At 72.4% G+C, this 24059-nt stretch carries 26 protein-coding genes; 8 read left to right on the top strand and 18 right to left on the bottom strand.

From position 1 onward, the window contains the following. Window positions 1-16: 16 nt before the first annotated feature. The 15 genes from JYK18_RS14665 to JYK18_RS14595 form a co-directional block, all read right to left on the bottom strand. The gene (locus tag JYK18_RS14665) at window positions 17-586 is read right to left on the bottom strand and encodes a TlpA disulfide reductase family protein (RefSeq protein ID WP_206802598.1); all 570 of its coding nucleotides are present in this window, start codon (window positions 584-586) and stop codon (window positions 17-19) included. Then, window positions 583-1209: a histidine phosphatase family protein gene (locus JYK18_RS14660; protein ID WP_206802597.1), complete on the bottom strand. Its 627-nt coding sequence runs from the start codon at window positions 1207-1209 to the stop codon at window positions 583-585. The genes JYK18_RS14665 and JYK18_RS14660 overlap by 4 nt, the downstream gene beginning before the upstream one ends. Further along, window positions 1206-2516, bottom strand: coding sequence for a glutamate-1-semialdehyde 2,1-aminomutase (gene hemL / locus JYK18_RS14655; RefSeq protein ID WP_206804240.1), 1311 nt, complete (start codon window positions 2514-2516; stop codon window positions 1206-1208). The genes JYK18_RS14660 and hemL overlap by 4 nt, the downstream gene beginning before the upstream one ends. A gap of 26 nt (window positions 2517-2542) precedes the next feature. Further along, a complete protein-coding gene (locus JYK18_RS14650) occupies window positions 2543-2845 on the bottom strand; it encodes a hypothetical protein (RefSeq protein ID WP_206802596.1) in 303 nt (100 codons plus the stop codon). Window positions 2846-2853: 8 nt separating this feature from the next. After that, window positions 2854-4023, bottom strand: coding sequence for an ABC transporter permease (locus JYK18_RS14645; RefSeq protein ID WP_206802595.1), 1170 nt, complete (start codon window positions 4021-4023; stop codon window positions 2854-2856). A gap of 1 nt (window position 4024) precedes the next feature. Further along, window positions 4025-4711: an ABC transporter ATP-binding protein gene (locus JYK18_RS14640; protein ID WP_206802594.1), complete on the bottom strand. Its 687-nt coding sequence runs from the start codon at window positions 4709-4711 to the stop codon at window positions 4025-4027. Continuing rightward, entirely contained in the window at window positions 4708-5691 is a 984-nt protein-coding gene (locus tag JYK18_RS14635) for an efflux RND transporter periplasmic adaptor subunit (protein WP_206802593.1), read from the bottom strand. The genes JYK18_RS14640 and JYK18_RS14635 overlap by 4 nt, the downstream gene beginning before the upstream one ends. Before the next feature lie 40 nt (window positions 5692-5731). Continuing rightward, a complete protein-coding gene (locus tag JYK18_RS14630) occupies window positions 5732-6076 on the bottom strand; it encodes a hypothetical protein (protein WP_206802592.1) in 345 nt (114 codons plus the stop codon). After that, window positions 6069-6527: a hypothetical protein gene (locus JYK18_RS14625; RefSeq protein ID WP_206802591.1), complete on the bottom strand. Its 459-nt coding sequence runs from the start codon at window positions 6525-6527 to the stop codon at window positions 6069-6071. Before JYK18_RS14625 ends, JYK18_RS14630 begins: the two co-directional genes overlap by 8 nt. Continuing rightward, a complete protein-coding gene (locus JYK18_RS14620) occupies window positions 6524-7039 on the bottom strand; it encodes a hypothetical protein (RefSeq protein ID WP_307795911.1) in 516 nt (171 codons plus the stop codon). The genes JYK18_RS14625 and JYK18_RS14620 overlap by 4 nt, the downstream gene beginning before the upstream one ends. A gap of 27 nt (window positions 7040-7066) precedes the next feature. Next, window positions 7067-8038, bottom strand: a complete 972-nt coding sequence (hemB, locus tag JYK18_RS14615; RefSeq protein ID WP_206802590.1) for a porphobilinogen synthase — start codon at window positions 8036-8038, stop codon at window positions 7067-7069. A gap of 122 nt (window positions 8039-8160) precedes the next feature. Continuing rightward, on the bottom strand, window positions 8161-9693 hold the full coding sequence (locus tag JYK18_RS14610) for a bifunctional uroporphyrinogen-III C-methyltransferase/uroporphyrinogen-III synthase (protein ID WP_206802589.1): 1533 nt from the start codon (window positions 9691-9693) through the stop codon (window positions 8161-8163). Window positions 9694-9782: 89 nt separating this feature from the next. After that, window positions 9783-10724, bottom strand: a complete 942-nt coding sequence (gene hemC / locus JYK18_RS14605; RefSeq protein ID WP_206802588.1) for a hydroxymethylbilane synthase — start codon at window positions 10722-10724, stop codon at window positions 9783-9785. Then, window positions 10721-12043: a glutamyl-tRNA reductase gene (locus JYK18_RS14600; RefSeq protein ID WP_206802587.1), complete on the bottom strand. Its 1323-nt coding sequence runs from the start codon at window positions 12041-12043 to the stop codon at window positions 10721-10723. Before JYK18_RS14600 ends, hemC begins: the two co-directional genes overlap by 4 nt. Next, window positions 12040-12882, bottom strand: a complete 843-nt coding sequence (locus JYK18_RS14595; protein WP_206802586.1) for a redox-sensing transcriptional repressor Rex — start codon at window positions 12880-12882, stop codon at window positions 12040-12042. Before JYK18_RS14595 ends, JYK18_RS14600 begins: the two co-directional genes overlap by 4 nt. A gap of 262 nt (window positions 12883-13144) precedes the next feature. Here JYK18_RS14595 and JYK18_RS14590 point away from each other — a divergent pair, with 262 nt between their 5' ends. Genes JYK18_RS14590 through JYK18_RS14570 form a run of 5 tightly spaced genes read left to right on the top strand, consistent with a single transcriptional unit; the run spans window position 13145 to window position 17439 of the window. Continuing rightward, window positions 13145-15817, top strand: a complete 2673-nt coding sequence (locus JYK18_RS14590) for a BTAD domain-containing putative transcriptional regulator (RefSeq protein ID WP_206802585.1) — start codon at window positions 13145-13147, stop codon at window positions 15815-15817. 36 nt (window positions 15818-15853) lie between these two features. Then, window positions 15854-16147, top strand: a complete 294-nt coding sequence (locus tag JYK18_RS14585; protein WP_206802584.1) for a YbaB/EbfC family nucleoid-associated protein — start codon at window positions 15854-15856, stop codon at window positions 16145-16147. Next, window positions 16144-16338: a hypothetical protein gene (locus tag JYK18_RS14580; RefSeq protein WP_206802583.1), complete on the top strand. Its 195-nt coding sequence runs from the start codon at window positions 16144-16146 to the stop codon at window positions 16336-16338. The genes JYK18_RS14585 and JYK18_RS14580 overlap by 4 nt, the downstream gene beginning before the upstream one ends. Before the next feature lie 58 nt (window positions 16339-16396). Continuing rightward, window positions 16397-16720 (top strand): type VII secretion target, encoded by a 324-nt coding sequence (locus JYK18_RS14575; RefSeq protein ID WP_206802582.1) that lies wholly within the window; start codon window positions 16397-16399, stop codon window positions 16718-16720. Next, complete coding sequence (locus JYK18_RS14570; protein WP_206802581.1) at window positions 16717-17439, top strand: hypothetical protein; 723 nt, start codon at window positions 16717-16719, stop codon at window positions 17437-17439. The genes JYK18_RS14575 and JYK18_RS14570 overlap by 4 nt, the downstream gene beginning before the upstream one ends. A 41-nt stretch (window positions 17440-17480) precedes the next feature. On the opposite strand, the gene JYK18_RS14565 is transcribed toward JYK18_RS14570, so the two are convergent. From JYK18_RS14565 to JYK18_RS14555, 3 genes are read right to left on the bottom strand one after another with little or no spacing between them, the layout of a single operon-like run. After that, window positions 17481-19004 (bottom strand): molybdopterin-dependent oxidoreductase, encoded by a 1524-nt coding sequence (locus JYK18_RS14565; protein WP_206802580.1) that lies wholly within the window; start codon window positions 19002-19004, stop codon window positions 17481-17483. Between the two features lie 57 nt (window positions 19005-19061). Further along, window positions 19062-19298: a glutaredoxin family protein gene (locus JYK18_RS14560; protein ID WP_153036181.1), complete on the bottom strand. Its 237-nt coding sequence runs from the start codon at window positions 19296-19298 to the stop codon at window positions 19062-19064. 11 nt (window positions 19299-19309) lie between these two features. Further along, window positions 19310-20905, bottom strand: coding sequence for an AMP-binding protein (locus tag JYK18_RS14555; protein ID WP_206802579.1), 1596 nt, complete (start codon window positions 20903-20905; stop codon window positions 19310-19312). Between the two features lie 167 nt (window positions 20906-21072). Here JYK18_RS14555 and JYK18_RS14550 point away from each other — a divergent pair, with 167 nt between their 5' ends. The 3 genes from JYK18_RS14550 (at window position 21073) to JYK18_RS14540 (ending at window position 23924) form a co-directional block, all read left to right on the top strand. Next, window positions 21073-21753 (top strand): sigma-70 family RNA polymerase sigma factor, encoded by a 681-nt coding sequence (locus JYK18_RS14550; RefSeq protein WP_206802578.1) that lies wholly within the window; start codon window positions 21073-21075, stop codon window positions 21751-21753. Between the two features lie 60 nt (window positions 21754-21813). Beyond that, complete coding sequence (locus tag JYK18_RS14545) at window positions 21814-22872, top strand: DUF5667 domain-containing protein (RefSeq protein ID WP_206802577.1); 1059 nt, start codon at window positions 21814-21816, stop codon at window positions 22870-22872. Window positions 22873-22937: 65 nt separating this feature from the next. After that, window positions 22938-23924, top strand: coding sequence for an HAD family phosphatase (locus tag JYK18_RS14540; RefSeq protein ID WP_206802576.1), 987 nt, complete (start codon window positions 22938-22940; stop codon window positions 23922-23924). The last annotated feature ends 135 nt before the right edge of the window (window positions 23925-24059 follow it).

Here is a 24059-nt window from a genome sequence, read left to right as displayed (position 1 = left end):
CCCGACCGGTACGGCGTTACTCGGCGGTGAGGCGTTGCACCACCGGGATCAGGTCGCTGGCGAGCAGGCCGCGCAGGAAGACCATGGCCACCCGGTGCTGCTTGTCCAGCACGATCGTGGACGGCACGGCGTTGCGCGGATAGCCCTTGAGCATCAGCAGCGACCGGCCGGGCGGATCGTAGATGGACGGGTAGGTGAGGTTGTGGTTGCGGACGAAGTCCTGCGGGGCGTTGCGGTTGTCCTCGCGGACGTCGATGCCGAGCACCTGCACGCCGGGCACCTCGCGCTGGACCCGCTCCAGCTCCGGCGCCTCGGTGCGGCACGGCGGGCACCACGAACCCCACAGGTTGATCACCACCACCTTGCCGGGGAAGTCCGCGACGGCGAGCTGCTTGCCCTCGGTCATCAGGTCCTCACCGGACAGCGGCGGCAGCGGCTGGCGCTGGGCGCCCTCGTAGGTGATGTCGACCTGGCCACCCGGCGAGACGAACTCGAAGTTGGTCCCGCGGGTGACCGCGTCGGAACCGCTGGTGCAGCCCGCGACCAGCAGGACCACCGCGGCGAGCGAGGCGGTGAGCTTCCTCATGCCCCGGTCACCTTCGGGTCGGTGTACCCGGCCGGTTCGCTGTAGACGATCCGGTCGAGCCGGTCGCCTTCGAAGACCAGGCTGGTCAGCGAGGCCAGCGAGCACTGCCGCTGCCGGGGGTCGTGCCAGAGCACGCGCCGCTCCAGGAACCGCCGCAGCGTCCAGATCGGCAGCTGGTGTGACACGCACAACGCCTCGAAGCCCTCGGCCTCGACGCGCGCGCGGTGGATCGCGCCGAGCATGCGGTGCGCGATCTCCACGTACGGCTCGCCCCAGGACGGCTTGAACGGGTTGACCAGCTTCGGCCAGTGCCGCGGCTGCCGCAGCGCGCCGTCGCCGACGGCGACCCGCTTGCCCTCGAACTGGTTGCCCGCCTCGATCAGCCGCTCGTCGGTGGCCACGTCGAGCCGGTGCGCGTCGGCGATCGGCGTGGCCGTCTCCTGCGCGCGCTGCAGCGGCGACGCCACCACGTGCACGATCTGGTGGCCCGCCAGCGCCTCGGCCACGGTGAGCGCCTGCCGCTGCCCGCGTCCGGACAACCGGAACCCGGGCAGGCGGCCGTAGAGAATGCCCTCGGGGTTGTGCACCTCGCCGTGGCGGAGCACGTGGACGATCGTGGTCATGACGCCTGCTTCGCGGCCGCGGCGGCCTCGGCCGCCGGGGTCAGCGCGGCTTCGATCTGCTCGAACACCGCGTCGTCCATGGCGGCGTTGACGAACCACGCCTCGAACGCGCTCGGCGGCGCGTACACACCGCGGTCGAGCAGCGCGTGGAAGAACGGCGGGAAGCGCCAGGTCTGCGCGGTGGTCGCGTCGTGGTAGTTCCGCACCGGCTCCTCGGTGAAGAACACGCTGACCAGGTTGCCCGCATACGCCACGTGGTGCGCCACCCCGGCGGCCGACAGCGCGCGGCCGAAGAGCGCGCCGAGGCGCTGGGAGTTCGCGTCGAGCGCGCGGTAGACCGACTCGTCGGCGTGGCGCAGCGTGGCCAGGCCCGACGCCACCGCGACCGGGTTCCCGGACAGCGTGCCCGCCTGGTAGACCGGGCCCGTCGGGGCGAGGCGGGCCATCACGTCGGCGCGACCGCCGAAGGCCGCCGCGGGCAGCCCGCCGGACATGACCTTGCCGAAGGTGTAGAGGTCGCCCGCCACGCCCTCGATGCCGAACCAGCCGGCCGCGTTGACCCGGAACCCGGTCATCACCTCGTCCATGATCAGCAGCGCGCCGTGCTCGTGCGCGAGGTCGCGCAGCGCGGCGTTGAAGCCCTGGTCCGGGGCGACCGCGCCCATGTTGCCCGCGGCGGCCTCGGTGATGATCGCGGCGATTTCCCCGGGGTTGTCGGCGAACGCGCCGCGCACGGCCTCGATGTCGTTGTAGGGCAGGACGATCGTGTCCGCGGCCTGCGCACCGGTGACGCCGGGCGAGGTCGGCAGCCCGAGCGTGGCCACGCCGGAGCCCGCCTGGGCGAGCAGCGCGTCGACGTGGCCGTGGTAACAACCGGCGAACTTGATGATCTTGCTGCGCTCGGTGAAACCGCGGGCCAGCCGGATCGCGCTCATCGTCGCCTCGGTGCCCGAGTTGACCAGGCGCACCTGCTGCACCGGCTCCACCCGGCCGATGATCTCCTCGGCCAGCTCGACCTCACCGGTGGTCGGCGTGCCGAAGGACAGCCCGGCGGTCGCGGCTTCGCGGGCGGCCTCGACCACCGCGGGATGCGCGTGCCCGAGGATCATCGGGCCCCACGAGGAGACCAGGTCGACGTATCTGGTGCCGTCGGCGTCCCAGAGGTACGCGCCCTCGCCGCGAACCATGAACCTCGGCGTTCCGCCGACCGCGCTGAACGCGCGCACCGGCGAGTTGACCCCACCGGGGGTGGCGGCCGACGCGCGCGCGAACCATTCCTTGGACTGTTCGACTGTCACGGTCGCCAGTCTGACAGAGCAGACCGACCGGCGGCTCACCCGCGGCCGGGCGGGCGCTGACCGCCCTGGCCGCCCTCCGGTCGCATGATCACCCCGCCCTGCCCCGGCTGCGGCCCGCGGTTGCCGCCGCCGGGCACCGCCGACGTGCTCTCCGGCGAGGACGGTCCGGAAAGGAGCGCGTGCGTCCACGCGCCCGCGCCGAAGACCACCACGAACGCCACCAGCGCGGCCAGCACGAGCGTGGTGCGGCTGGTCGGACGGGCCGCCCGCGCCAGGTCCGCGGTGAGGTCCCCGATCGGCTCGTTCACCACTTCGGCGGCGGAAAGTTGTTGTGTCACCAGCGTTCCTACTCGTGTCGAAGGGCGTCGATCGGGCGCAGGGCGGCCGCCCGCGCGGCCGGGTAGCTGCCGAAGAACAGGCCGATCAGCGCCGAGACCGCGAAGGCCAGCACGATCGACGACGGCACCAGCACCGGCGTGATCCCGGCGACGTCGAACCGGCTGCCCAGCACCCCGAGCAGCACACCCAGCAGGCCACCGAAGAGGCTGAGCAGGGTCGCCTCGGCGAGGAACTGCCCGAGGATGGCCGCCCGCGGCGCGCCGATTGCCTTGCGGATGCCGATCTCGCGGATCCGCTCGGTGACCGTGACCAGCATGATGTTGGTCACGCCGAGCCCGCCGACCAGCAGCGAGATCGCCGCGACCGCGGTCAGCAGCACGGTGAAGGTCTCGGTGGTCGACTGGCTCGCTTCGAGCAGTTCCGCCGAGTTCTGCACGGAGAACGCCTCCGCGTCGGACAGCCGCGCGGTGAGGATCGCGGTGATCTCGGCCTGCGCCAGCGAAACCGCGTCCGGGGCGGCGGCCCGCACGACGATCTGGTCCAGTCCGCCGTACCCGGTCAGCGAATCCTGCACGGCGGTCAGCGGTGCGATGGCCACCTCGTCGGCGTTGCGCTCGCCGGTGCTGCCCTTCTCCGCGAGCACGCCGACCACGGTGAACTCGATGCCGTCGAGCAACACCTTCTGCCCCACCGGATCGGCCCGGCCGAACAACTCCTCGGCGACGGCCGGGCCGAGCACCACCACCTTGCGCGCGGCCGTCACGTCCTCGGCGGTGAACAACGCGCCCCGCGCGGCCACGCGGTTCGTGGTGGTGAAGTACTCGAGATCGGTGCCGGTCACCGCGGGCAGGTCGTAGCTGGTCTGCCCGGCGACGGCGGTGGCCGAGGCGGACACCACCGGCGAGGCCGCCTGGACGTCGGGCGCGCCCAGCGGATCCACCAGCGCCTTGGCGTCCTGTGTGGACAGTTGACGGGCGTCGGGGCCGCGCGCCGGCGTCACCGTCAGCACGTTGGTGCCCAGCCCTTCGATGCTCGCCGCGACCTTGGCCGACGCGCCGTTGCCGACCGCCACCAGCACGATCACCGCCGCCACGCCGATGGTGATGCCGAGCGTGGTCAGCGCCGAGCGCAGCTTGTTCGTGGTCAGCCCGCGCGCGGCGAACCGGAGGACCTCCACCTCACCACCCCGCCTCGTCGGCCACGATCCGCCCGTCGCTGACCCGGACCACCCGGTGGGCGTGCGCGGCGACCTCGTCCTCGTGCGTGATCACCACGATCGTCCGGCCGAGCGCGTGCAGCCGGTCGAACACGGCGAGCACCTCGGCGGTGCTGGCCCGGTCGAGGTTGCCGGTCGGCTCGTCGGCCAGCAGCAGCGCCGGCGCGGTGACCAGCGCCCTGGCCAGCGCGACCCGTTGCTGCTGCCCGCCGGACAGTTCGCTGGGCACGTGCTTCGCGCGATCGGTGAGGCCGACCAGTTCCAGCGCGGCCATCGCCCGATCCCGCCGCCGCGCCCGGCGCAGCCCGGCGTACACCAACGGAAGTTCCACATTGGACAGTGCACTGACCCGGGGAACCAGGTTGAAGGACTGGAACACGAAGCCGATCTTCCGGTTGCGCAGCAAGGAAAGCTGGCTCTCGCGCAACGCGCTCACCGGCACCGAGTCGAGCACGTACTCACCACCGGTCGGCACGTCCAGGCAGCCGAGCACGTTCAGCAGCGTCGACTTGCCCGAACCGGACGCGCCCATGATCGCCACGTACTCGCCGCGCGGCACCACCAGATCCACCCCGCGCAACGCGTGCACGGCGGTTTCCCCGTCGCCGTAGGTCTTGCGCAGCCCGGTGACCTCGATGACCGGGCTCACCGCCGCGCCTCCGCCGCTTCCAGCACCACCTGGTCGCCCTCGGCCAGCCCGGACTTCACCTCGACCAGCGCCTGGCCGCGCACCCCGAGTTCCACCCGCACCGGCACGTCCTGGCCGTCACGCCGCACCAGCACCGTGCCGCCGCCCTTGACCGCGGCGGCGGGCACCGCGAGCGCGTTCTCGGCCTCGGCCACGGTGATCGACACGCTCGCCGACTGGCCCGGCCGCAGGCCCTCCGGCGGTTCGGCCAACTTCAGCTTCGCCGGGTAGGTCACCGTGTCGCCGCTCTCCGCGGGGGTGAGCGCGATCGACTCGACGGTCGCGGTGATCTCCTTGCCGGACAACGCGTTGACCGTGATGGTGGCCTGCTGGCCGGTTTTCACCTTGGCCGTGTCGACCTCGGCGATCGACGAGTCGACCACGTAGTTCTGGAGATCGGTGAGCACCACGAAACCGGCCGAGCCGTTGCCGACCTGCTGCCCGACGTAACCGTTGATGGTGGTGACCGTGCCGGCGCCCGGCGCCTTCAGCACGGTGTTCGCGACGGCGGTCTTGGCGTCGGCCACATCGATCTCGGCCTGGTCCACCTTCGCTTGCAGAGCCGCGCTGGTCTCCGGCGCGTTCGCCAGTTCCTCCTCGGCGGCGGCCAGTTCGCTCTGGGCCAGGTCCAGCTTGCGGTCCGCCTGCGCACTGTCCAAAGTGGCCAGTCGCTGCCCGGCGGTGACGGTGTCGCCGACCGCGACCTCGATGGTGGCCACCGCACCCGCGGTGCCGAAATCGGCGTTCGCCGTGTACACGCTGGCCACGGTGCCCGCCGCGGACACCGACTCGGTGACGTCCGCCCTGGTCACCGGGGTGGTCCTGGACTGCGCCTGCGCGCCGCCCTCGGCGGGCGCGAACGCCTGGTACGCCCCGAACGCGGCGCCACCGAGCGCCAGGACGAGTACCCCGTTGATCAGCCAGGTACGGCGTTTGGTCATGCGGCGACGGTCGTCGCCGAAGTTGTTGGCGGGCTGGGAGTCAGCTGTGCGCGGGCTGTGGATCCTTGCGCGGCTTGCGCGGGCGGGCCCGTGCCCCGAGCACGAACTGGCGCACCGCGTCCACCACCAGCAGGGTGGCTGCCAAGCCGAGCACGATCGCCGCGAGCACCCAGTTCCCCGCGTAGTGGAAGGAGGTCAGCTCGGCCCCGTCCGACGCCCGGACGCGCACCGTGCTGATCGACGCCGACCAGGCCAGCGTCGCCAGCCAGACCGCCACCCCGGCGAGCACCAGCTCGACCACGGCCACGATCGCGCGCGACGGGCGGTGCAGGCGATGGGGCGTGCTCGGGGGCTCCGGCGGCCAGTCCGGCTCGATATCACTCACCGTCAGACTCTCTCACGATGCCGGTCACCCGGCGCAACGCGGCGCGCAACTTTTCGGCGTCACGCGCCCAGGCCAGCACCACGCTGCCGTCGTCGAGCCGGAGCGGCACGTCCTCGAACTTCCGGGGCACCGCCGGGCCGCCGCCGAGCACCTTCGCACCCACCGGCGTGCCGACGTCGTCGAGTTCGGAGATCCGCCCGACCGGCAGGCTTTCCCGGCCCTGCCACAGCGCCTCGGTGGTCACCTTGACGCTGAGGAACCGGCGCCGGGCGTACACCCAGAGCATGGTCACGCCGAGCAGCGCCAGGCCGACCAGCACCCACTCGATCCCGTGCACCGGGCCGCCCGCGAGCAGTTCGAGGCCGAAGCCGGCCAGCGCGAAGCCGGGGCCCCACAGCAGCGGCGCGCCCCCGGCGCCCGGCTCGTCGAGCAGCACCCGGGGTTCGGTCACCGCTTCGGCAGCTTCGGGAAGTAGGACTGCACGCTGGGCAGGTAGAGGCAGACGGTGGCGGCGACGATCAGCGCGCAGGCCAGCAGCTTGGCCTCGTTGGCGAAGAACAGCACCTGGAAGACCACCGTCACCGCGGCGAGCACGGTCAGCACGGTGCGCGCCGAGCGCGTGCCGTCCTTGGCCTTCCAGGCGAACAGCAGGAACAACGCGGCGAACACCACAGCGCCGACCAGGAAGGTCCACAGCACGGTGGTGATGCCGCCGGCGATCTGCTCGGCGGTCAGCCGCTGGTCGCGCGGCAGCTCCAGGGTCAGGTCGATGATCTGCTGCTTCATCACCAGCGAGAGCGCGAAGCCGAGCACCATCACCGCGCTGGCGGCGATCCACAGGTACCAGGACACCTTCACCGGCTGGGGCAGCGGGCCCGCCACCGGCTTCGCGGTCTCGTCCCCGGACAGCGCGGGCGCCTTGGGCAGGCCTTCGGGTTCGGGTTTCTCGGTTGGCTCGGTCACGGCGGTGACTCTAGTTTCCCCGCTCGGTCAGTCCAGCCAGCGCGCCGCTTCGGCCGCCCAATAGGTGAGGATCGAGTCGGCCCCGGCCCGGCGGATCGAGGTCAGGACCTCGAGGATGGTCGCTTCGCGGTTCAGCCAGCCGTTCGCCACCGCGGCCTCGACCATCGCGTACTCGCCGGAGATGTTGTACGCGGCCACCGGCACCGGCGAGACCTCCGCAGCAGCGCGCACGATGTCCAGGTACGCGAGCGCGGGCTTGACCATCACCATGTCCGCGCCCTCGGCCACGTCCAGCTCGATCTCGCGCAGCGCTTCCCGCGCGTTGCCCGGGTCCTGCTGGTAGGTCTTGCGGTCGCCCTTGAGCTGCGAGTTGACCGCCTCGCGGAAGGGGCCGAAAAAGGCGCTGGAGTACTTCGCGGAATAGGCGAGAATCCCGGTGTCGGTGAATCCGGCGTCGTCCAGCGCGCGGCGGATCACGCCGACCTGACCGTCCATCATCCCGCTCGGGCCGAGCAGGTGCGCCCCGGCCCGCGCCTGCGCGAGCGCCATTTCGGCGTAGCGCTCCAGGGTGGCGTCGTTGTCCACGCCGCCGTTCGCGTCGAGCACGCCGCAGTGGCCGTGGTCGGTGAACTCGTCGAGGCAGGTGTCGGCCATCAGCACGGTCTCGTCGCCCAGTTCGGCCTTGAGATCGCGGAGGGCGACGTTGAGGATGCCGTTCTCGTCGGTGGCACCGGAGCCGATGGCGTCGTGCCGCTCCGGGATGCCGAACAGCATGAGCCCGCCGACGCCCGCGCGCACGGCTTCGACGGCCGCCTTGCGCAGCGAGTCGCGGGTGTGCTGGACCACGCCCGGCATGCTCGCGATCGGCCGCGGCGCGTCGGCGCCCTCGGCCACGAACATCGGCAGGATCAGCTGCCGCGGGCGGAGCGTGGTCTCACTGACGAGGCGCCGCATCGCGGGGGTGACACGCAACCGGCGGGGGCGATGTTCGGGAAACACCCTTCCGACGGTACTCCCCGCAATTCCGTGGAATTGCGGGGACCCGGCGAAATGCTTTTACTGACGCTTTGTCAGAAAATGCGGTGGTGCAATTTTCTGACAAAGCGTCAGCTCAATTCGGACTACGAGCGGCGAGCGCGCTTCGCCTTGCGCGGCGGGGGCAGGGCGCCCTCCGCCCGCAGCCGGGCGGCGTGCGCGGCGAGCGCGTCCACCAGCGCGGTCACGTTCGGCACCTCCGGCTGCACGTCCACGCGCAGGCCGAACTCCGTCGCCGTCTCCGCGGTCTTCGGGCCGATGCAGGCCACCAGGGTCCGGGTGTGCGGCTTGCCCGCGATGCCGACCAGGTTCCGCACGGTGGACGACGAGGTGAAGCACACCGCGTCGAAGCCGCCGGTCTTGATCATCTCGCGGGTGTCGGCGGGCGGCGGGGCGGCCCGGACGGTCCGGTAGGCCGTCACGTCGTCGATCTCCCAGCCGCGCTCGCGCAGCCCGGCGGACAGCGTCTCGGTGGCGATGTCCGCCCGCGGCAGCAGCACCCGGTCGACCGGGTCCAGCACGTCGTCGTACGGCGGGAACTCGGCCAGCAGGCCCTCCGAGGACTGCTCACCGGTCGGCACCAGCTCCGGGATGATGCCGAACGAGCGCACCTTCGCCGCGGTCGCCTCGCCGACGCAGGCGATCTTCACGCCGGAGAACGCCCGCGCGTCCAGGCCGAACTCCTCGAACTTCTCCCACACCGCGCGCACCGCGTTGGTGGAGGTGAACACCAGCCACTGGTACCGGCCGTCGACCAGGCCCTTGACCGAGCGCTCCATCTGCGCCGGGCTGCGCGGCGGTTCGACCGAGATGGTCGGCACCTCGTGCGAGGTGGCGCCGTGGCTGTGCAGCCGGTCGGCCATGTCGCCCGCCTGCTCCTTGGTGCGCGGGACCAGCACCTTCCAGCCGTACAGCGCGCGCGACTCCCACCACGACAGCTTCGAGCGCTGCCCGGCGGCCTGCCCGACGGTGACCACCAGCGGGCCGACCAGCTCACCGGCGTCCGCCGAGAGCGAGGCCAGCGTGGAGTCCACCGTGCGCTGGGTGTTGATGGTGCCGTTCGAGGTGACCGCGACCGGGGTGGCCGGGGCCAGCCCGTGCTCGGTCAGCCGGGAGGCGGCTTCGGCGAGGTGGCTGGAGGTGGCGTGCAGCACCAGCGGGGCACCGGTGCCGGCCAGCGCGGCCCAGTCGACCTCACCGCGCACGTCGACCTCGATGTGCGTGCCGCCGAGCGCGACCCCGGCGTAGGCGGGCACCGCGGCACCGGGCGAGACGCCGGGCACCACGTCGAACACGGCGCTGGTCTTGGCCACGGCCTGCACCTCGGCCACCGCGGCGGACTGGGTCAGCGGGTCACCGGCGACCAGCCGGAGCACCAGCCGGCCCGACTTGGCCTCGTTGACCAGGTCCTTGGCCACTTCGGCCGGGTCCCCCACGGCGGGGCGCACCTCGGCGTCGGGGTGGGCGAAGGCCAGCACGCCGGCGGGCACGTCCGGATCGGTCACCACGACCTCGGCCTTGCCCAGCAGCTCCTGGGCGCGGACGGTCAGCAGACCGGCGTCGCCGGGGCCCGAGCCCACGAAGGCGACGCGCCCGGTGGTCTTGCGCGCGGGGGTCATCTCTACGTCTCTCCTCTTTACAATCGGCCGCCTGAACACCTCGGCCATCTGGCAAGCATTGTTCCCCGGTTGACCAGGGAAAACGAGAATCAGTTCGCGGTCAGCGCGCCGGCGCCGAGGTCGAGCAACTCGGCGGCCAGCTCGCGGCCGAGCTTCTCCGCCTCGGCCTTGCCGGCCACCGCGGAGGCGCGCAGCATGTCCACCGCTTCACCGTCACCACCGACGGCCGCGGTGCCCCGCAGCGAAACCCGCTCGATCACCGAGCCGTTCTCGTCGAGGTCCTCCACCACTTCGGCCAGCGCCCCGACCGGGGCACTGCACCCGGCCTCCAGCGCGGCCAGCATGGCCCGTTCCGCGGTCACCGCGATCCGGGTGGCTTCGTCGTCCAAAGTGGACTGGAGCAGCGCGGCCACCTCGGCGTCGTCCGACCGGCACTCCACCGCCAGCGCGCCCTGCGCGGGCGCGGGCAGCAGCTGGATCGGGTCGAGCGTCTCGGTGATCCGGTCCAGCTTGCCGACCCTGGCCAGGCCGGCCCTGGCCAGCACCACCGCGTCGAGCTCACCGCTGAACACCTTGCCCATGCGGGTGTCGATGTTGCCGCGGATCGGCACGATCTCCAGGCCGAGGCCGAGCGCGCGCAGCTGCGCGGTCCGCCGCGGCGAGCCGGTGCCCACGGTCGACCCCGGCGGCAGTTCGCCGAGGGTCAGGCCGTCACGGGCGATCAGCGCGTCACGCGGGTCGGCGCGCGGCGGGACCGCCGCGATCACCAGTCCCGGCGCGGGCGCCGTGGGGAGGTCCTTGTAGGAGTGCACGGCGACGTCGATCTCCCCGGCGGTCAGCGCGTCGCGCAGCGCGGAGGTGAACACCCCGATGCCGATCTCGGTGATCGGCGCGCTGGAGCGGTCGCCGGGGGTGGAGATGGTGACCAGCTCGACCTTGGCGCCGGTCTCTTCCAGCGCCTTGGCCACGGTGCCGGTCTGGGCCAGCGCGAGCTTGCTGCCGCGCGTGCCGATCCTGATGGTCCTGCTCACTGAAGTTCACCGTTGGTTTCTTGTGGATCGGAGGGACGCGCGACCACCTGCGGCGCGGCGGGGTCGAGCTCGAACAGCTCGCGCAGCGCGCTGGCGTAGTCGGTTCCGGCGTCCTGTCCGGCGAGTTGCTTCACGCGCACGGTCGGCGCGTGCAGGAGCTTGTCCACCACGCGGCGGACGGTGCGGCCCAGCTCCTCGCGGACCGTGGTGTCGAGTTCCGGCAGCCGGTTGTCCAGCCGCAGCAACTCGGCGTCGACCACCTCCGCGGCCCGCTTGCGCAGGGCGGTGACGGTCGGGGTGACCTCGGCGCTGCGCTGGCCGGCGAGGTACTCGCGCACCTCGTCCAGCACGATGCCGGTGGCCTTGGCGAGCTGGCGGTCGGTCTCGGAGGTGCCGGTCGCCGCGCTCATCCGGCGGCGGACGGTCTCCAGGTCGACCACCCGGACGCCGGCCAGCTCGGCGACGGCCGGTTCGACGTCCCTCGGCAGGCCGAGATCGCAGATGACCAGCTCACGGCCGTCGCGCGGGAGCACGTGCGAGGTGTCGAGCACGGCGTCGGCGGCACCGGTGCTGGAGACCACCACGTCCGCCCGGCCGACCGCCGCGGTCAGCTCGGTCATCGGCACCGCGGTGGCGGGCACGCCCTGCTCGGCGATCGAGGCGGCCAGCCGCTGGGCGTTGGCCAGCGTGCGGTTCGCCACGGTGATCGAGCCGATGCCCGCCTTGCGCAGGTGCGAGCCGGTCAGCGCGCCCATCGACCCGGCACCGATGACCAGCGCGTGCTTGCCCTCGATGTCCCCGGCGGCCCGCAGCGCCTCGGACACCACGGAGGCGCCCAGCTCGCCGAGGCCGGTCTCGGTCTGCACGCGCTTGCCGACGCGCAGGGTGGTCTGGGTCAGCTCGTGCAGCACGCGGCCGACCGTGCCCGCCTCCCGCGCGGTGGCGTAGGCGGTGCGCACCTGGCCGAGGATCTGCGTCTCGCCGATGACCATCGAGTCGAGGCCGGAGGCCACCGAGAACATGTGCTCGACGGCGGCACCGGCGTAGTGCACGTAGAGGTTGTCGTACAGCGCGGCGGGTTCGACCCCGGCCTGGCGCGCGAGCACCGCGGAGACGTCGGACAGCCCACCGTGGAAGGCGTCGACCACCGCGAAGACCTCGATGCGGTTGCACGTCGAGAGCACCATGACCTCGGCGATGTGCGGGGCCTGCTGCAGTTCGTGGAGCACCTTGCCCAGCTCGGCGGCGGGCACCGCGGCCCGCTCCAGCATGGTCAGGTCCGCGGTGCGGTGGGAGAGCCCGATGGCCAGAATGCTCACGATCGCACCACCATGCCGTTGTTCGCCACGCCGTTCACACCCGCTTCTTCGTCGGCCCTGCGCGCCACGTGGAACGAGAGGATCTGCAGTTCCACCGCCAGGTCTACCTTGCGCACCTCGACGTGGGGCGGAGCCTGGAGCACCACCGGCGCGAAGTTGAGGATGCACTGCACGCCACCGGCCACCAGCCGGTCGCAGACCGACTGCGCGGCGGTCGGCGGGGTGGCGATCACGCCGATGGAGATCTCGCGCTCGGCGCACACCTTCGGGATCTCGTCCAGGTGGGAGACCGGCAGCCCGCCGACCGGCACGCCGATCAGGTCGGGGTCGAGGTCGAACAGGGCCTCCACCGGGAAGCCCCGGCCGGGGAAACCGCCGTAGTTGGCCAGCGCGTGGCCGAGGTTGCCGATGCCGACCACGGCCACCTTGTGCTTGCGGGTCAGCCCGAGCGTGCGCTCGATGTGGCCGACCAGCACCGAGACCTCGTAGCCGACGCCGCGGGTGCCGTAGGAACCGAGGTAGGACAGGTCCTTACGCAGCTTCGCCGAGTTGACCCCGGCGGCCGAGGAGAGCTCTTCGCTGGAGACCGTGGTCGCGCCCTGCTCCGCCATCGCGGAGAGCACCCGCAGGTAGACGGCGAGGCGGGCGACGGCGGCCTCGGGAATGGACTTGGCGCGGACCGGGTCGGCGACCCCATTGACTCCACTGGCCCCGTTGGCCCCGTTGCCGTTCACCGGCACGGTCGGCATCTCGGCGGTCGGCGCGTTGTCGGCGTCGGGGGTGCCCGCCTGCCTGGCCGAACCACCTCGGCGGCCCCGATGGCCCCCCTGTGCGACCACGCCTGCTCTCCTCGTTGATGCCGTTCTGCTGACAGATCCGGGTCGAAAAATCAACCCTTGACCCGGCGGGCGACTCAGTGTTCGATACCCGGCGCCGCGCGGGGCGATGGCACTACGGTAGCCACTTGTGAACGCATGCACAAAGTGACTGGTAGAGCGCTTGAACCCGAGGCTACCCGCCCGGCTTCCATCCGCCGAAAACGGAAACCGAGTCCCGGTATTCCGCGTCACACTGGTCGATAGGGGGTGGCCGGTGGTGCACATGGAGTTCGAAGTGCTCGGCCCGATGCGCGTCCGCCGGGCCGACGGTCCGTCCCAGCCGGCCGGGAGATTGCAGCGGATCCTCTTGGGAGTGCTGCTGACCAGGGCGAACCGCCCGGTCCCCGTCGACGTGCTGACCGACGCGATGTGGGGGGAGCGCGCCGACCGGCGGGCCGCGCAGAAGCTGCAGCTGCACGTCCACCGGCTGCGCGGGCTGCTCGGCGAACCGGACCGGCTGGTCTTCGACTCCGGCGGCTACCTGCTGCGCGTGCTGCCCGGTGAGCTGGACGCGGAGAGATTCGCGTCACTTTCCGGCGAGGCGTCCGACGACCCCGCACTGGCCAGGAAGGCGCTGGACCTGTGGCAGGGCACGCCGTTCGAGGGGCTCGACGTGCCGTTGCTCACCGACGAAGCCCGGCGCCTCGCCGAGACCCGGCTCAACCTGCTGGAGGCGTTGTTCGAGGCGGAGCTGACCGCCGGGCGGCACCTGGCCGTGGTGGGTGAGCTGGGCGCGCTGGCCGGGGCGCACCCGTTGCGCGAACGCCTGCACGCGCTGCTCGTCCGGGCCCTGTACCGCGGCGGCAGGCAGGCCGACGCGCTCGCCGCGTGCCGGACCGCCCGCCGCGTGCTGCGGGACGAGCTGGGCCTGGAGCCGGGCGCCGAACTGCGGGAACTCGAACAGGCGATCTTCGAAGGCCGCGAGACCGAGCCAGCCGGGCCGTCACCCGTTCCGGCGCAACTCCCCGCGCAGGCACGCGGGTTCACCGGCCGCGAGCGCGAACTCGCCGAGCTGGACGTGCTCACCCCGCTGTCGGTGATCACCGGGACCGCGGGCGCGGGCAAGACGGCGCTGGCGCTGCGCTGGGCCCACCGCACGCGCGACCGGTTCCCCGACGGGCAGCTCTACGCCGACCTGCACGGCTACGGCCCCGACCGCCCCGCCGACCCGTCCGACGTGCTCGCCGGGTTCCTGCGCGCGCTCGGGGTGGACGGCGCCGCGCTGTCGCCGGTGCTCGCCGAGCGCTCGGCGAAGTTCCGCACGCAGGTCGCCGGGCGGCGGCTGCTGATCGTGCTGGACAACGCGCGGACCGCCGAGCAGGTGCGGCCGCTGCTGCCCGGCACCGGTTCGTGCGTGGTGCTGGTGACCAGCCGCGACACGCTGACCGGACTGGCCGCGGTCGACGGCGCGCGGCGGCACGAGCTCGACCGGCTGTCCCCGGCGGCCTCGCTCACCCTGCTCCGCGAGCTGACCGGCGACCGCGTGGACGCCGAGCCCGAAGCCGCCGCCGAGGTGATCGAGCTGTGCGCGCGGCTGCCGCTGGCGCTGCGGATCGCCGCCGAGTCCATTCGCGACCGGCCAGCTCGCAGCATTTCCGCACTGGTCGAGGAACTGGCCGACGAACGCGCGCGGCTCGACCTGCTCGACGCCGACGGGGACCCGAGGGCCGCCGTCCGCTCGGCCTTCTCGTGGTCGTTCCAGCACCTGCCCGCGGAAGCCGCCAGGGTGTTCCGGCTGCTCGGGCTGCACCCCGGGCACGACACCGGTGAGCAGGCGGTGGCCGCGCTGGCGGACACCGACCTGCGGACCGCGCGGCGCGCGCTCGGGCAGCTCCGGCGCGCGAACCTGGTCGAGGCCGGCCCCGACGGCCGCTACGCGATGCATGACCTTCTGCGGGCATATGCCGGTGAGTCGGCCGGTGAGGACGATGAGGCGTCACGGCGGATCCTCGGCTGGTACGTGCATTCGGCGATCGCCGCGCGGGCCGCGCTCGATCCGCACGCCCGGCCGATGTGGAGCGACGCCGTCGAACCGCCGTCCCACCTGCCCGTCTTCGGCGACCGCGCGGCGGCACTGGCCTGGTTCGAGCTGGAGCGGGAGAACTTCGGCGCGGCCGTCCGCGACGCCGTGGCCCGCGGGTACACCACGGTCGCCTGGCAGCTGGCGTCGGCGTTGCTCATCTACTTCTATTCGAGCCGCCGCTGGGACGACTGGCTGGGCACGCACCGGACCGCGCTCGAAGGCGCCGACGCGCTGGGCCGCGCGCACATGCTGAACGGGCTCGGCGTGGCCTACGACGACCTGCACGACCACGACCGGGCGATCGCTTGTCACCTGGAGGCGGCTGAGCTCTTTGACGCCGAGGATGACGGGCTCGCGGCGGCGTGGAACCAGAACAACCTCGGTGTGGCCTACGACAACGCGAAGCGGTTCCCCGAAGCCGCCGCCTGCTACGAGGACGGCCTGCGGCGGTTCCGCGCGCTCGACGACCCGCGTGGCGAGGGCTACTGCCTGAACAACCTCGGCGATGTGCTCCGGCAGCAAGGTTCCTACGCCGAAGCCGAGGCGTACCTGCGGGAAGCGATGGAGGTCCATCGGCGGGCCGCCGACACCCCCGCGCGCCGGTTCACCCTGTGCACGCTCGGAGATCTGCACCGCGACAGCGGTGAGCCGGAACGCGCGCTGGAGGCGTACCGGGAGGCGGTGGAGATCAGCAGGCTGCTCAACGAAAGCTGGCGCGCGGCGCGGGTCCAGGCGCGCCTCGGTGCGGTCCTGCACAGCATCGGGCGGGACGGCGAAGCGCGCGAGTTCCTGCGCGAGGCGCTGGAGGTGTTCCTGCGCAACGGCGACGCGGAGGCGGCGGAAGTGCGGAAACTGCTCGCCGAGATCGGGTGAAACCACGATGAAAGCGGCAACTGCCACCCTTCCGGCATGGCGACTTCGCTGACCGCGCTGGCCGCGCGCAACAACCGCGCCGACGAGGGCCTGCTCGCGTTGCGCAAGGACCTCGCCCAGCGAACGGTCACCGCGCGGGACCGCGGGGACCTGGTCGAGGTCGAGGTGGACTCCGGCGGCAAGGTGCTCGCGGTTTCGGTGAATTCGACGCTGGTGCGCAAGGTCGACGCGAAGACGCTGGCGAACGCGATCCTGCAGGCCTCCACCGGCGCCCAGCGCGCGGCGGCGGAGCTGGTCGCGGAACGCCGGGCGTACCACCTGGGCACATGAGCACCTGGGTCCGCGCGCACGTCGACGACGAGGCGGCGCCGATCCGCGTGCCCGCGGCGGGAAAGCCGGTCTGGATCAAGGCGGATGGCGAAGTCAAGGCATTACCGGCAGGGGTGCGGGTGCGCGTGGAGGACGAGCACGAGCCGCCGTCGACCTGGTTGGTGCCGTCGTTCGAGCTGCCGCCGAGATGAAAGCGCCGGGAAAGCAGCCCCCGGCATCATGGCGCGGACCAGCACGAAGGGGGAAAGCATGACCGGATCAGGGTTCCGCGTCGACACCGGGCGGCTCCGCCGGACGGCGGGCGGGTTCCGCGCGAACGCGGATTCCGTCGGCACCACGGTGGAGCGGCTCTCGGCGGCCAAGGTGCCGGCCGAGGCCTTCGGCATCTCCGGGCCGGGGCCGGAACTGGCCGCCGACATCGAGAAGGCCGTCGGGCACCGGCTGGAGCGGCTGCGCACGCGGCAGACCCGCCTCGGTGAACTCGCCGGGAAGCTCGACACCGCCGCCGACGACTACGACCGCTCCGACGCCGAGACCCAGGAAGACCTGCGAGCCGCCGGGCGGTCGGAATGACGCACCCGGCACTGCAGAAGGCACTGGACGCCTGCCGTCCGCTCTCGGCCGCGGCGAGCACCCTCGGTGCCGCCGACCCGGCCGAGGTCCTCGCGCACGTCGACTGCGATCCCGCGTCGATCGAGTCCTACGCCGCCAAGCTCCGCGATTCGGTCGCCGAGCTGGACAAGGCCATCGACGAGCAGAAGGCGACGATCACCGAACTCCAGGAAGAGGAGGGCGAGGGCGCGGCCGCCGCGATCGACGAGGCCAAGAAGGAACTCTCCGAACTCGAGCAGGACCGCGCGGAGCTGGACAAGCTCAGCGGCCAGATCAGCGAGATCGGGCAGCAGATGGAACAGCTGGTCGTGTCGACGTGCGAGCAGATCGCCTCGATCGCGAACGGGGCCAGGCCGGCCGCCGAGGCGGTGGCCGCCGGGGTCGCCGAGGACGGGGACGAAGAGCGCGTCATCAAGGCGATCGACGAGATCATCCGGCTCGCGCAGCAGTTCCAGGCGCAGGTCGACCAGCTGCGCCAGAAGTTCCAGTCGCTGGTGCCGGGACCCGCCGAGGCGGAAGCGGGCGGCGGGAGCCCCGGTTCCTCGGAGGGCGGCGTCAACGAGGGTGAAGCCGAAGCCGGCACCTCCGACGGCGGCGGCTCCGAAGGCGGCGTCAACCGCGGCGACGGGGGCGAGGGCCATCAGGCCCCGTCCGGCGGCGCGGGCAGCGGCGGCAACTGACCCGGGTCACGGATGTGGCTTCCGAGCCACATCCGTGACGCTCAGGCGGCGGTGATCGAGATCGAGTGCCAGCCGGTGGCGCCGTCCGGGACGGTGCCCTGTACCTCGCCGGTCTGCACGTAACCCGACCGGTCCACCGCCCGGCAGTACAGCTGGTGCGGCCCCTTCGGCACGTCCAGCTGCACCCACCACATCCGCCAGGTGTCCGCGTTCACCTCGGCCGACAGCGTCGCGGGCACCCACGGCCCCTGGTCCAGGCGCACCTCCACCCGGTCGATCCCGGTGTGCTGCGCCCAGGCGATCCCGGCGACCACGGTCTTCCCTGCCGCCTGCGCGGCGAACGGCTTCGGCACGTCGATGCGGGACTGCGTCTTCACCGGCCCCTCCCGCGCCCAGTCGCGCTCCAGCCAGTACGCCCGCCGCGCCGACCAGGTGGTCACCTCGAGATCGGTGACCCACTTGGTCGCCGACACGTAGCCGTACAAGCCGGGCACCACCAGCCGCGCCGGGAAGCCGTGCTTCACCGGCAGCGGTTCCCCGTTCATGCCGAGCGCGAGCATCGCGCCGCGGCCGGGGTCGAGCACCGCCGAGATCGGCGTGCCGCAGGTCCAGCCGTCGGTGCTGGTGGAGAACAGCTGCTCGGCCCCCGGCCGCACGCCCGCCTCGTTCAGCAGGTCCCGCAGGTCGACGCCGACGAAGGTGGCGGTGGAGATCAGGTCGCCGCCCACCTCGTTCGACACGCAGCACAACGTCACCGCGCGCTCGACCAGCGGGCGGTCGCGGATGTCCGCGTAGGTGAAGGTGAGCTCGCGGTCGACCAGGCCGTGCACCCGCAGCCGCCAGTCCTCGGCCCGCACCTGCGGCAGCGCCAGGGTGGTGTCGATCTTGTAGAAGTCCGCGTTCGGGGTCAGGAAGGACGGTGTGCCGAGCTTGCGGAAGTCGGCGTCGGCCGGGATCGGCGGCGCGGGCCGCGCCGGGACCAGCCCACCGACTTCTGCCCGCGAAAGCTCGGCGTCGCGGCTCACCCCGATCACCTGACCGGCCAGCGCGGCGACCCCGGCACCGGCCGCGACCCCGGCCCCGCCGACCAGGAACCGCCGCCTGCTCATGCCGCCGTCGACGGCCTCCTCGGCGGACGCCACCCCGTGCAGCCAGGAGAACACCCAGCACCCGACGAGCAGCGTGGCCAGCGGCGCGAGGATCGCCAGCTGCCCGAGGTCCGGCCGCCGCAGCACGGCAACCACGCCGAGCACGCCGAACGCCCCGATCAGCACCAGCCCCGGCGTGCGCGAACGCCGCGAGATCAACCCCGCGACGGCGGCCAGCACCAGCATCACCAGGCCCATGCCGACAAAGAGCGCGAGCTTGTCGTACAGGTAGAACGTGTCCTTGCCGAACTCGGTCAGCCAGCTCGGCGAGAACTCCGCGATGGTGCTGCCCACCGCGACCACCGGCGACGAGTTCCGCCCGAGGAACGCGGACAGCAGGTGCCCGGCCGCGGCCGCCGCGCCGACGGCGACCACCCCGATCGCGGCCGCGCGAAGGCGTGGCAGGCGTGTGTCCATGCCTCCATCGTCGTCAGCCGCGGGCCGGATCGCCGCTCCCGCGCCCTTACGAGTGCATTACGCGAGCGCCGCGCGCAGCCGGTCCTCCTCGACCGACCAATACCCGTGCTCGTCGCCGTCGACCAGGATCACCGGCACGCGGTCGCCGTACTCGGCCCGCCACTCCGGATCGCTGTCCACGTCGAAGGTCGACCACGCGACCCCGAGCTCCCCGCAGATGCGCGCCACGTCGGCCTCGGCGCGCACGCACGCCGAGCAGCCATCCCTGGTCACCACCGTCACCTCATGCGCCATGGTTTGCCTTCCTACCGCAACCGCAGCCTGCGGAGCTTGCCGGTCGCCGAATGCGGCAGGCTCTCGGCGAACTCGACGGTGTGCGGCACCTTGTACCCGGCGAGCTTGCCCGCGCAGTGGTCGACCACCTGCTGGGCGGACAGCGAGGCACCCGGCGCGACCACGACGACGGCCTTGACCGCCTCGCCGCTGCGCTCGTCCACCACGCCGACCACCGCCGCCTCGACCACCTCGGGCAACTCGGTGAGCACGGACTCGACCTCGTTCGGGTACACGTTGAACCCGTTCACGATGATCAGGTCGTTGGCGCGGTCGACCAGGTGCAGATCGCCGTCGGTGTCCAGGTAGCCGACGTCGCCGGTGCGGAACCAGCCCTCGTCGTCGGGGCCGTGCGCGCCGTCGGGCCAGTACCCGGAGAACAGGTTCGCGCCGCGCAGCGCCACCAGCCCGGTGCCGCCGTCCTCCTCGTCGAAGCTGTCCACCAGGTCCTCCGGATCGGAGAGCACCGGCCCGGTGGTGCCGTCGCTCTCCACCAGCCGCAGCTCGATGCCGGGCAGCGCGCGCCCGACCGAACCGGGCTTCGGGTAACCGGTGACCAGCGTGGTGGTCACCACCGGCGCGGCCTCGGTCAGGCCGTAGCCCTCGTAGACGTCCAGCCCGGTGGCGGCCCGGATCGCGGCCAGCACCCTGGGGTGCAGCGGCGCCGCGCCCGAGGTCATCCGGCGCACGGTGGCCAGCCCGGTGCCCAGTTCGTCGGCGTCCAGCGCGGCGAACTCGGCGTACATCGCGGGCACGCCGGCGATCGTGGTGACGCGGTACTCGGCGCAATCGGCCAGCGCGCGCCGGGCGTCGAACCGCTCGGACAGCACCACGGTGGCGCCGACCGCGGCGGCCTGGAGCAGCCCGGGGCCCAGGCCGTAGACGTGGAACAGCGGGATCGCGACGAACACGCGGTCGGAGTGCTGGAGCACCAGCGGCCGCACCGACGAGAGCTGCTCGATGTTGGCGAGGAGCGCCCGGTGCGACAACATCACGCCACGCGGCGGGCCGGTGGTGCCCGAGGTGTACGAGACCACGGCGATGTCTTCACCACCGCCGACCGCTTCGACTCGCTCCCCGGTCGCGCTGACGTCGGCGGCGGGCAGCGCGGTGACCCCGTCCGGCAGTTCCTCGGCCTCCGGGTCGTGGCTGACCACCAGCTTCGCCCCGGAGTGCTCGACCAGCGGCTGGATCTCGGCGCCCGGCGCCTGCGGCGACAGCGGGACCGCGATCCCGCCCGCGCGCACCACGCCGAACAGCGTCACCGCGAACGCGGTGGAGGTCGGCAGGCGCACGACCACCCGGTCACCGGGGCTCAGCCCGGCGTCGGTGAGGCGGCGCGCTTCAGCGTTCACCGCCGCGTCGACCTGTGCCCAGGTGCTCTTCCGGCCGGTTCCTGAATCGATAAGTGCGAGTGAATCCGGCCAGCTCCCGGCGGCCGCGGAAACCAGCGCCGAGACGGAGCCCGCGGTGCCTGCCGTGGCCTGGTGGTTCTGGTGATTCCCCTGTTCGGACGACAAATCCCAACCCCTTCCGCGAGCGCACCCACACCGTAACCAGTCTGTCATCCCCCTCCCCCGAAGCGGGGATATCGCCCGTTCGTGGCGGTCACATCACCGGAACACCACTACCTACTTCGCGGTAACAACACGTATGCTGCACTGGTCCTGAGGTGGTGTTGATCACTCAGCGACGGACTGACGACTCGCCAACGGGGCCCGGGAGGTGCGGATCGATGAGCCTGCAGGTCGCCTTGGCCGGGGGTTCGGGCACGCTCATCGGCACGAGCGCGCCGAGCCGCCGGGCCGTCGCCGCGCAGCGCGCCGCGCAGGCCGAGGCCGTCAAGGCCGAGGCGTGGGACCTGGTGCACGCCGCCCAGCAGGGCGACGCCGGCGCCTTCGGCAAGCTGTACGACCGGTACGTCGACATGGTCTTCCGGTACGTGCTGTTCCGCCTCGGCGACCGCGACCTGGCCGAGGACGTGACCAGTGAGACCTTCCTGCGCGCGCTGCGCCGGATCACCTCGGTCACCTACCAGGGCCGGGACGTCGGCGCCTGGTTCGTCACCATCGCCCGCAACCTGATCCTCGACCACGTGAAGTCCAGCCGCTTCCGCCTCGAAGTGGTCACCGACGAGGTGGCCGAGGGCGGGGCGAGCCCGTTCACCGGGTCCACCGCGCAGAGCCCGGCCGGGCCCGAGCAGCAGGTGATCAGCCGCGCGACCAGCTCCGAGCTGTTCCGCTGCATCGACGAGCTGGGCAGTGACCAGCGCGAATGCATTCTGCTGCGGTTCATGCAGGGGCTCTCGGTGGCCGAGACGGCGGAGATCATGAACCGCAACGAGGGCGCCATCAAGGCACTGCAGCACCGCGCGGTCCGGCGGCTGGCCCAGCTCATGCCGAGCGGTTTGCGGTAACCCGGATTGATACTGGCCAGTACGCCGTAACTGTCGTTATCCGCTGTTCGTTAGCCAGCCGTGAAGTTGCCGTGGGAGCGTGAGCGCGACCGGTTCGCGCGCGCCGTCGAGGACCCGTCGCCGGACGACGACGAGTTCCGCCACGAGCTGGACCTGGTCGGCCAGCTCCGCAGGCTCGGCAACACCGCCACCCCCGGTCCGGAGACCAGGGAGCGCATCGCCGCCGCCATCGAGGCGCGTCCGGTCGTGCCCCCACCGCGGCGCCGCACGCGGTGGGGTCCGGTGATCGCGGGCGGGCTGGCCGGCTTGATCGGGATCGGTGGTCTCGGCGTGGCCCTCGCCGGGGACGCCCTGCCCGGCGACTCCCTCTACGGCATGAAACTCGCTGGTGAGACCGCCACCGTCGGGCTGACCTTCGACGACGAGGCCAGGGCGGGCAAGCGGCTCGACCACGCGGGCGGGCGGCTCGCCGAACTCCGTGAACTCGGTGGCCGCGACGCCGCGGAGTTCCGGGCCACCCTGGACAGCTTCGGCCAGGCCGCCCGGGAGGGCACCGCCGAGCTGACCGCGGTCGCCACCGGGACCTCCGGCGCGCAGCTCACCGGCCTGCGGTCGTGGGCCGCCGAGCAGGCGCGGGTGCTCGCCGACCTGCGACCTTCGGTGCCGGAAGGAGCCAGTGTCGCCTTTGACAACGCTGTCGTACTGATGGACCGGGTCGACCGGCGTGCGGCCGCGCTCGCCGAGCGGATGAGCTGCTACCAGATCACCTCGGGCAAGCACGACGACCTGGGCGCACTGCCCGCCACGGCCGGCTGCGGTGACGGCAGTCCGCCACCCGCCGTACCGGCCGATCCCGGCGCCCCTGCCGATCCCGACGACCCGGCGCTCGTGCCGGTGGACCGGCCGGAGTCACCCACGGTGGCCACGCCGCCGGTCGACGACCGCCCGATCACGGCCACGCCGGTCCTCGTCGCGCCCTCGCTCCCGGCACCACCGGTGACCGAAGCGCCACCACCGGTCACGCGGCCCAGGCCGCCGATAATGCCGCCGCCACCTGGTGAACTCCTGAGACTTCCCCCACTGTTGCCGGGATTGCCCGAGGTGAGGGTCGGCTGGTAACCCGGCGGCCACTCCGGCTCGCTACCCTGTGCACAGGCGTTTCCCACAAATCGGAGGCGGTGAGCGTGTCGCGGTGGAGTGGCAAGGATAAGAGTCAGGAACTGGAGCGGCTCGCGGAACTGGCCGGTGAGGCCTCCGCCGAGGCCGCCGTCGCGATGGAGCAGTCGCCGTCCGCCGTGCTGACCGTTCCCGCGCAGGACCTGGCCGCCGGTACGGTGCCGCCGGAGCCGGTCGCCGGGCCGGCCGAGGCCGACGGGGCCGAGCCCCCGGTCGCCGCCGCGCCGCCGGACCTGACCGCCGCCGCCTTCTTCGACGTGGACAACACGATGATGATGGGCGCGTCGATCTTCCACTTCGTGCGCGGGCTGGCCTCGCGGAACTTCTTCACCACCTCCGACCTGGCCGGGTTCGCCTGGCAGCAGCTGAAGTTCCGGGTCGGCGGCCGGGAGAACCACGACGACATCAAGTCGCACCGGGAGAAGGGCCTGTCCTTTGTGGCCGGTCGCACGGTGCAGGAGATGGTCGACGTCGGCGAGGAAATCTACGACGAGCTGATGGCCGAGAAGATCTGGTCCGGCACCAGGGCGCTGGCGCAGATGCACCTTGACGCCGGGCAGCGGGTCTGGCTGGTCACCGCCACCCCGGTGGAGCTGGCCGCCATCATCTCGCGGCGGCTCGGCCTGACCGGCGCGCTCGGCACGGTGGCGGAAAGCGTCGACGGTGTCTACACCGGACGGCTCGTCGGTGACCTGCTGCACGGGCGCGCGAAGGCCCACGCGGTGCGGGCGCTGGCCGCGCGTGAGGGCCTGAACCTGCGCCGCTGCACCGCGTACTCGGACTCGTCGAACGACATCCCGATGCTGTCCGCGGTGGGCACCTCGGTCGCGGTGAACCCGGACTCGGGCCTGCGGGAGGTCGCGCGGGCGCGGGGCTGGGAGATCCGGGACTTCCGCACCGGCCGGAAGGCCGCCAAGATCGGCGTGCCCTCCGTCCTGGGCGCGGGCGCCGTCGCCGGCGCGGTCGCGGCGGGCCTGGCGTACCGCCGCCGCTGACGCACGGTCGCCACGCCAGCCACGCCAGCCACGCCGAAGCGGCGGAGCCGCTTGCTGTGGGCCGTCAGCTCGCACCGCAGCGGGTTCTCAGGCGGCTTCTCGCGAGGACAGCTTCACCGTGGTGAATCGGTTATT

It is taken from the genome of Amycolatopsis sp. 195334CR (assembly GCF_017309385.1).
In the GTDB taxonomy this organism is placed as follows: domain Bacteria; phylum Actinomycetota; class Actinomycetes; order Mycobacteriales; family Pseudonocardiaceae; genus Amycolatopsis.
Note: the sequence above shows the minus strand (reverse complement) of the source record. Positions and strands in the feature narration are given on the sequence as shown.

Excerpts from the sequence above, each read along its gene's own strand:
- JYK18_RS14665 (WP_206802598.1), bottom strand. The coding sequence starts at position 586 with ATGAGGAAGCTCACCGCCTCGCTCGCCGCGGTGGTCCTGCTGGTCGCG.
- JYK18_RS14660 (WP_206802597.1), bottom strand. The coding sequence starts at position 1,209 with ATGACCACGATCGTCCACGTGCTCCGCCACGGCGAGGTGCACAACCCC.
- JYK18_RS14635 (WP_206802593.1), bottom strand. The coding sequence starts at position 5,691 with ATGACCAAACGCCGTACCTGGCTGATCAACGGGGTACTCGTCCTGGCG.
- JYK18_RS14610 (WP_206802589.1), bottom strand. The coding sequence starts at position 9,693 with ATGACCCCCGCGCGCAAGACCACCGGGCGCGTCGCCTTCGTGGGCTCG.
- JYK18_RS14590 (WP_206802585.1), top strand. The coding sequence starts at position 13,145 with ATGGAGTTCGAAGTGCTCGGCCCGATGCGCGTCCGCCGGGCCGACGGT.
- JYK18_RS14585 (WP_206802584.1), top strand. The coding sequence starts at position 15,854 with ATGGCGACTTCGCTGACCGCGCTGGCCGCGCGCAACAACCGCGCCGAC.
- JYK18_RS14580 (WP_206802583.1), top strand. The coding sequence starts at position 16,144 with ATGAGCACCTGGGTCCGCGCGCACGTCGACGACGAGGCGGCGCCGATC.
- JYK18_RS14575 (WP_206802582.1), top strand. The coding sequence starts at position 16,397 with ATGACCGGATCAGGGTTCCGCGTCGACACCGGGCGGCTCCGCCGGACG.
- JYK18_RS14570 (WP_206802581.1), top strand. The coding sequence starts at position 16,717 with ATGACGCACCCGGCACTGCAGAAGGCACTGGACGCCTGCCGTCCGCTC.
- JYK18_RS14565 (WP_206802580.1), bottom strand. The coding sequence starts at position 19,004 with ATGGACACACGCCTGCCACGCCTTCGCGCGGCCGCGATCGGGGTGGTC.
- JYK18_RS14560 (WP_153036181.1), bottom strand. The coding sequence starts at position 19,298 with ATGGCGCATGAGGTGACGGTGGTGACCAGGGATGGCTGCTCGGCGTGC.
- JYK18_RS14555 (WP_206802579.1), bottom strand. The coding sequence starts at position 20,905 with ATGACAGACTGGTTACGGTGTGGGTGCGCTCGCGGAAGGGGTTGGGAT.
- JYK18_RS14550 (WP_206802578.1), top strand. The coding sequence starts at position 21,073 with ATGAGCCTGCAGGTCGCCTTGGCCGGGGGTTCGGGCACGCTCATCGGC.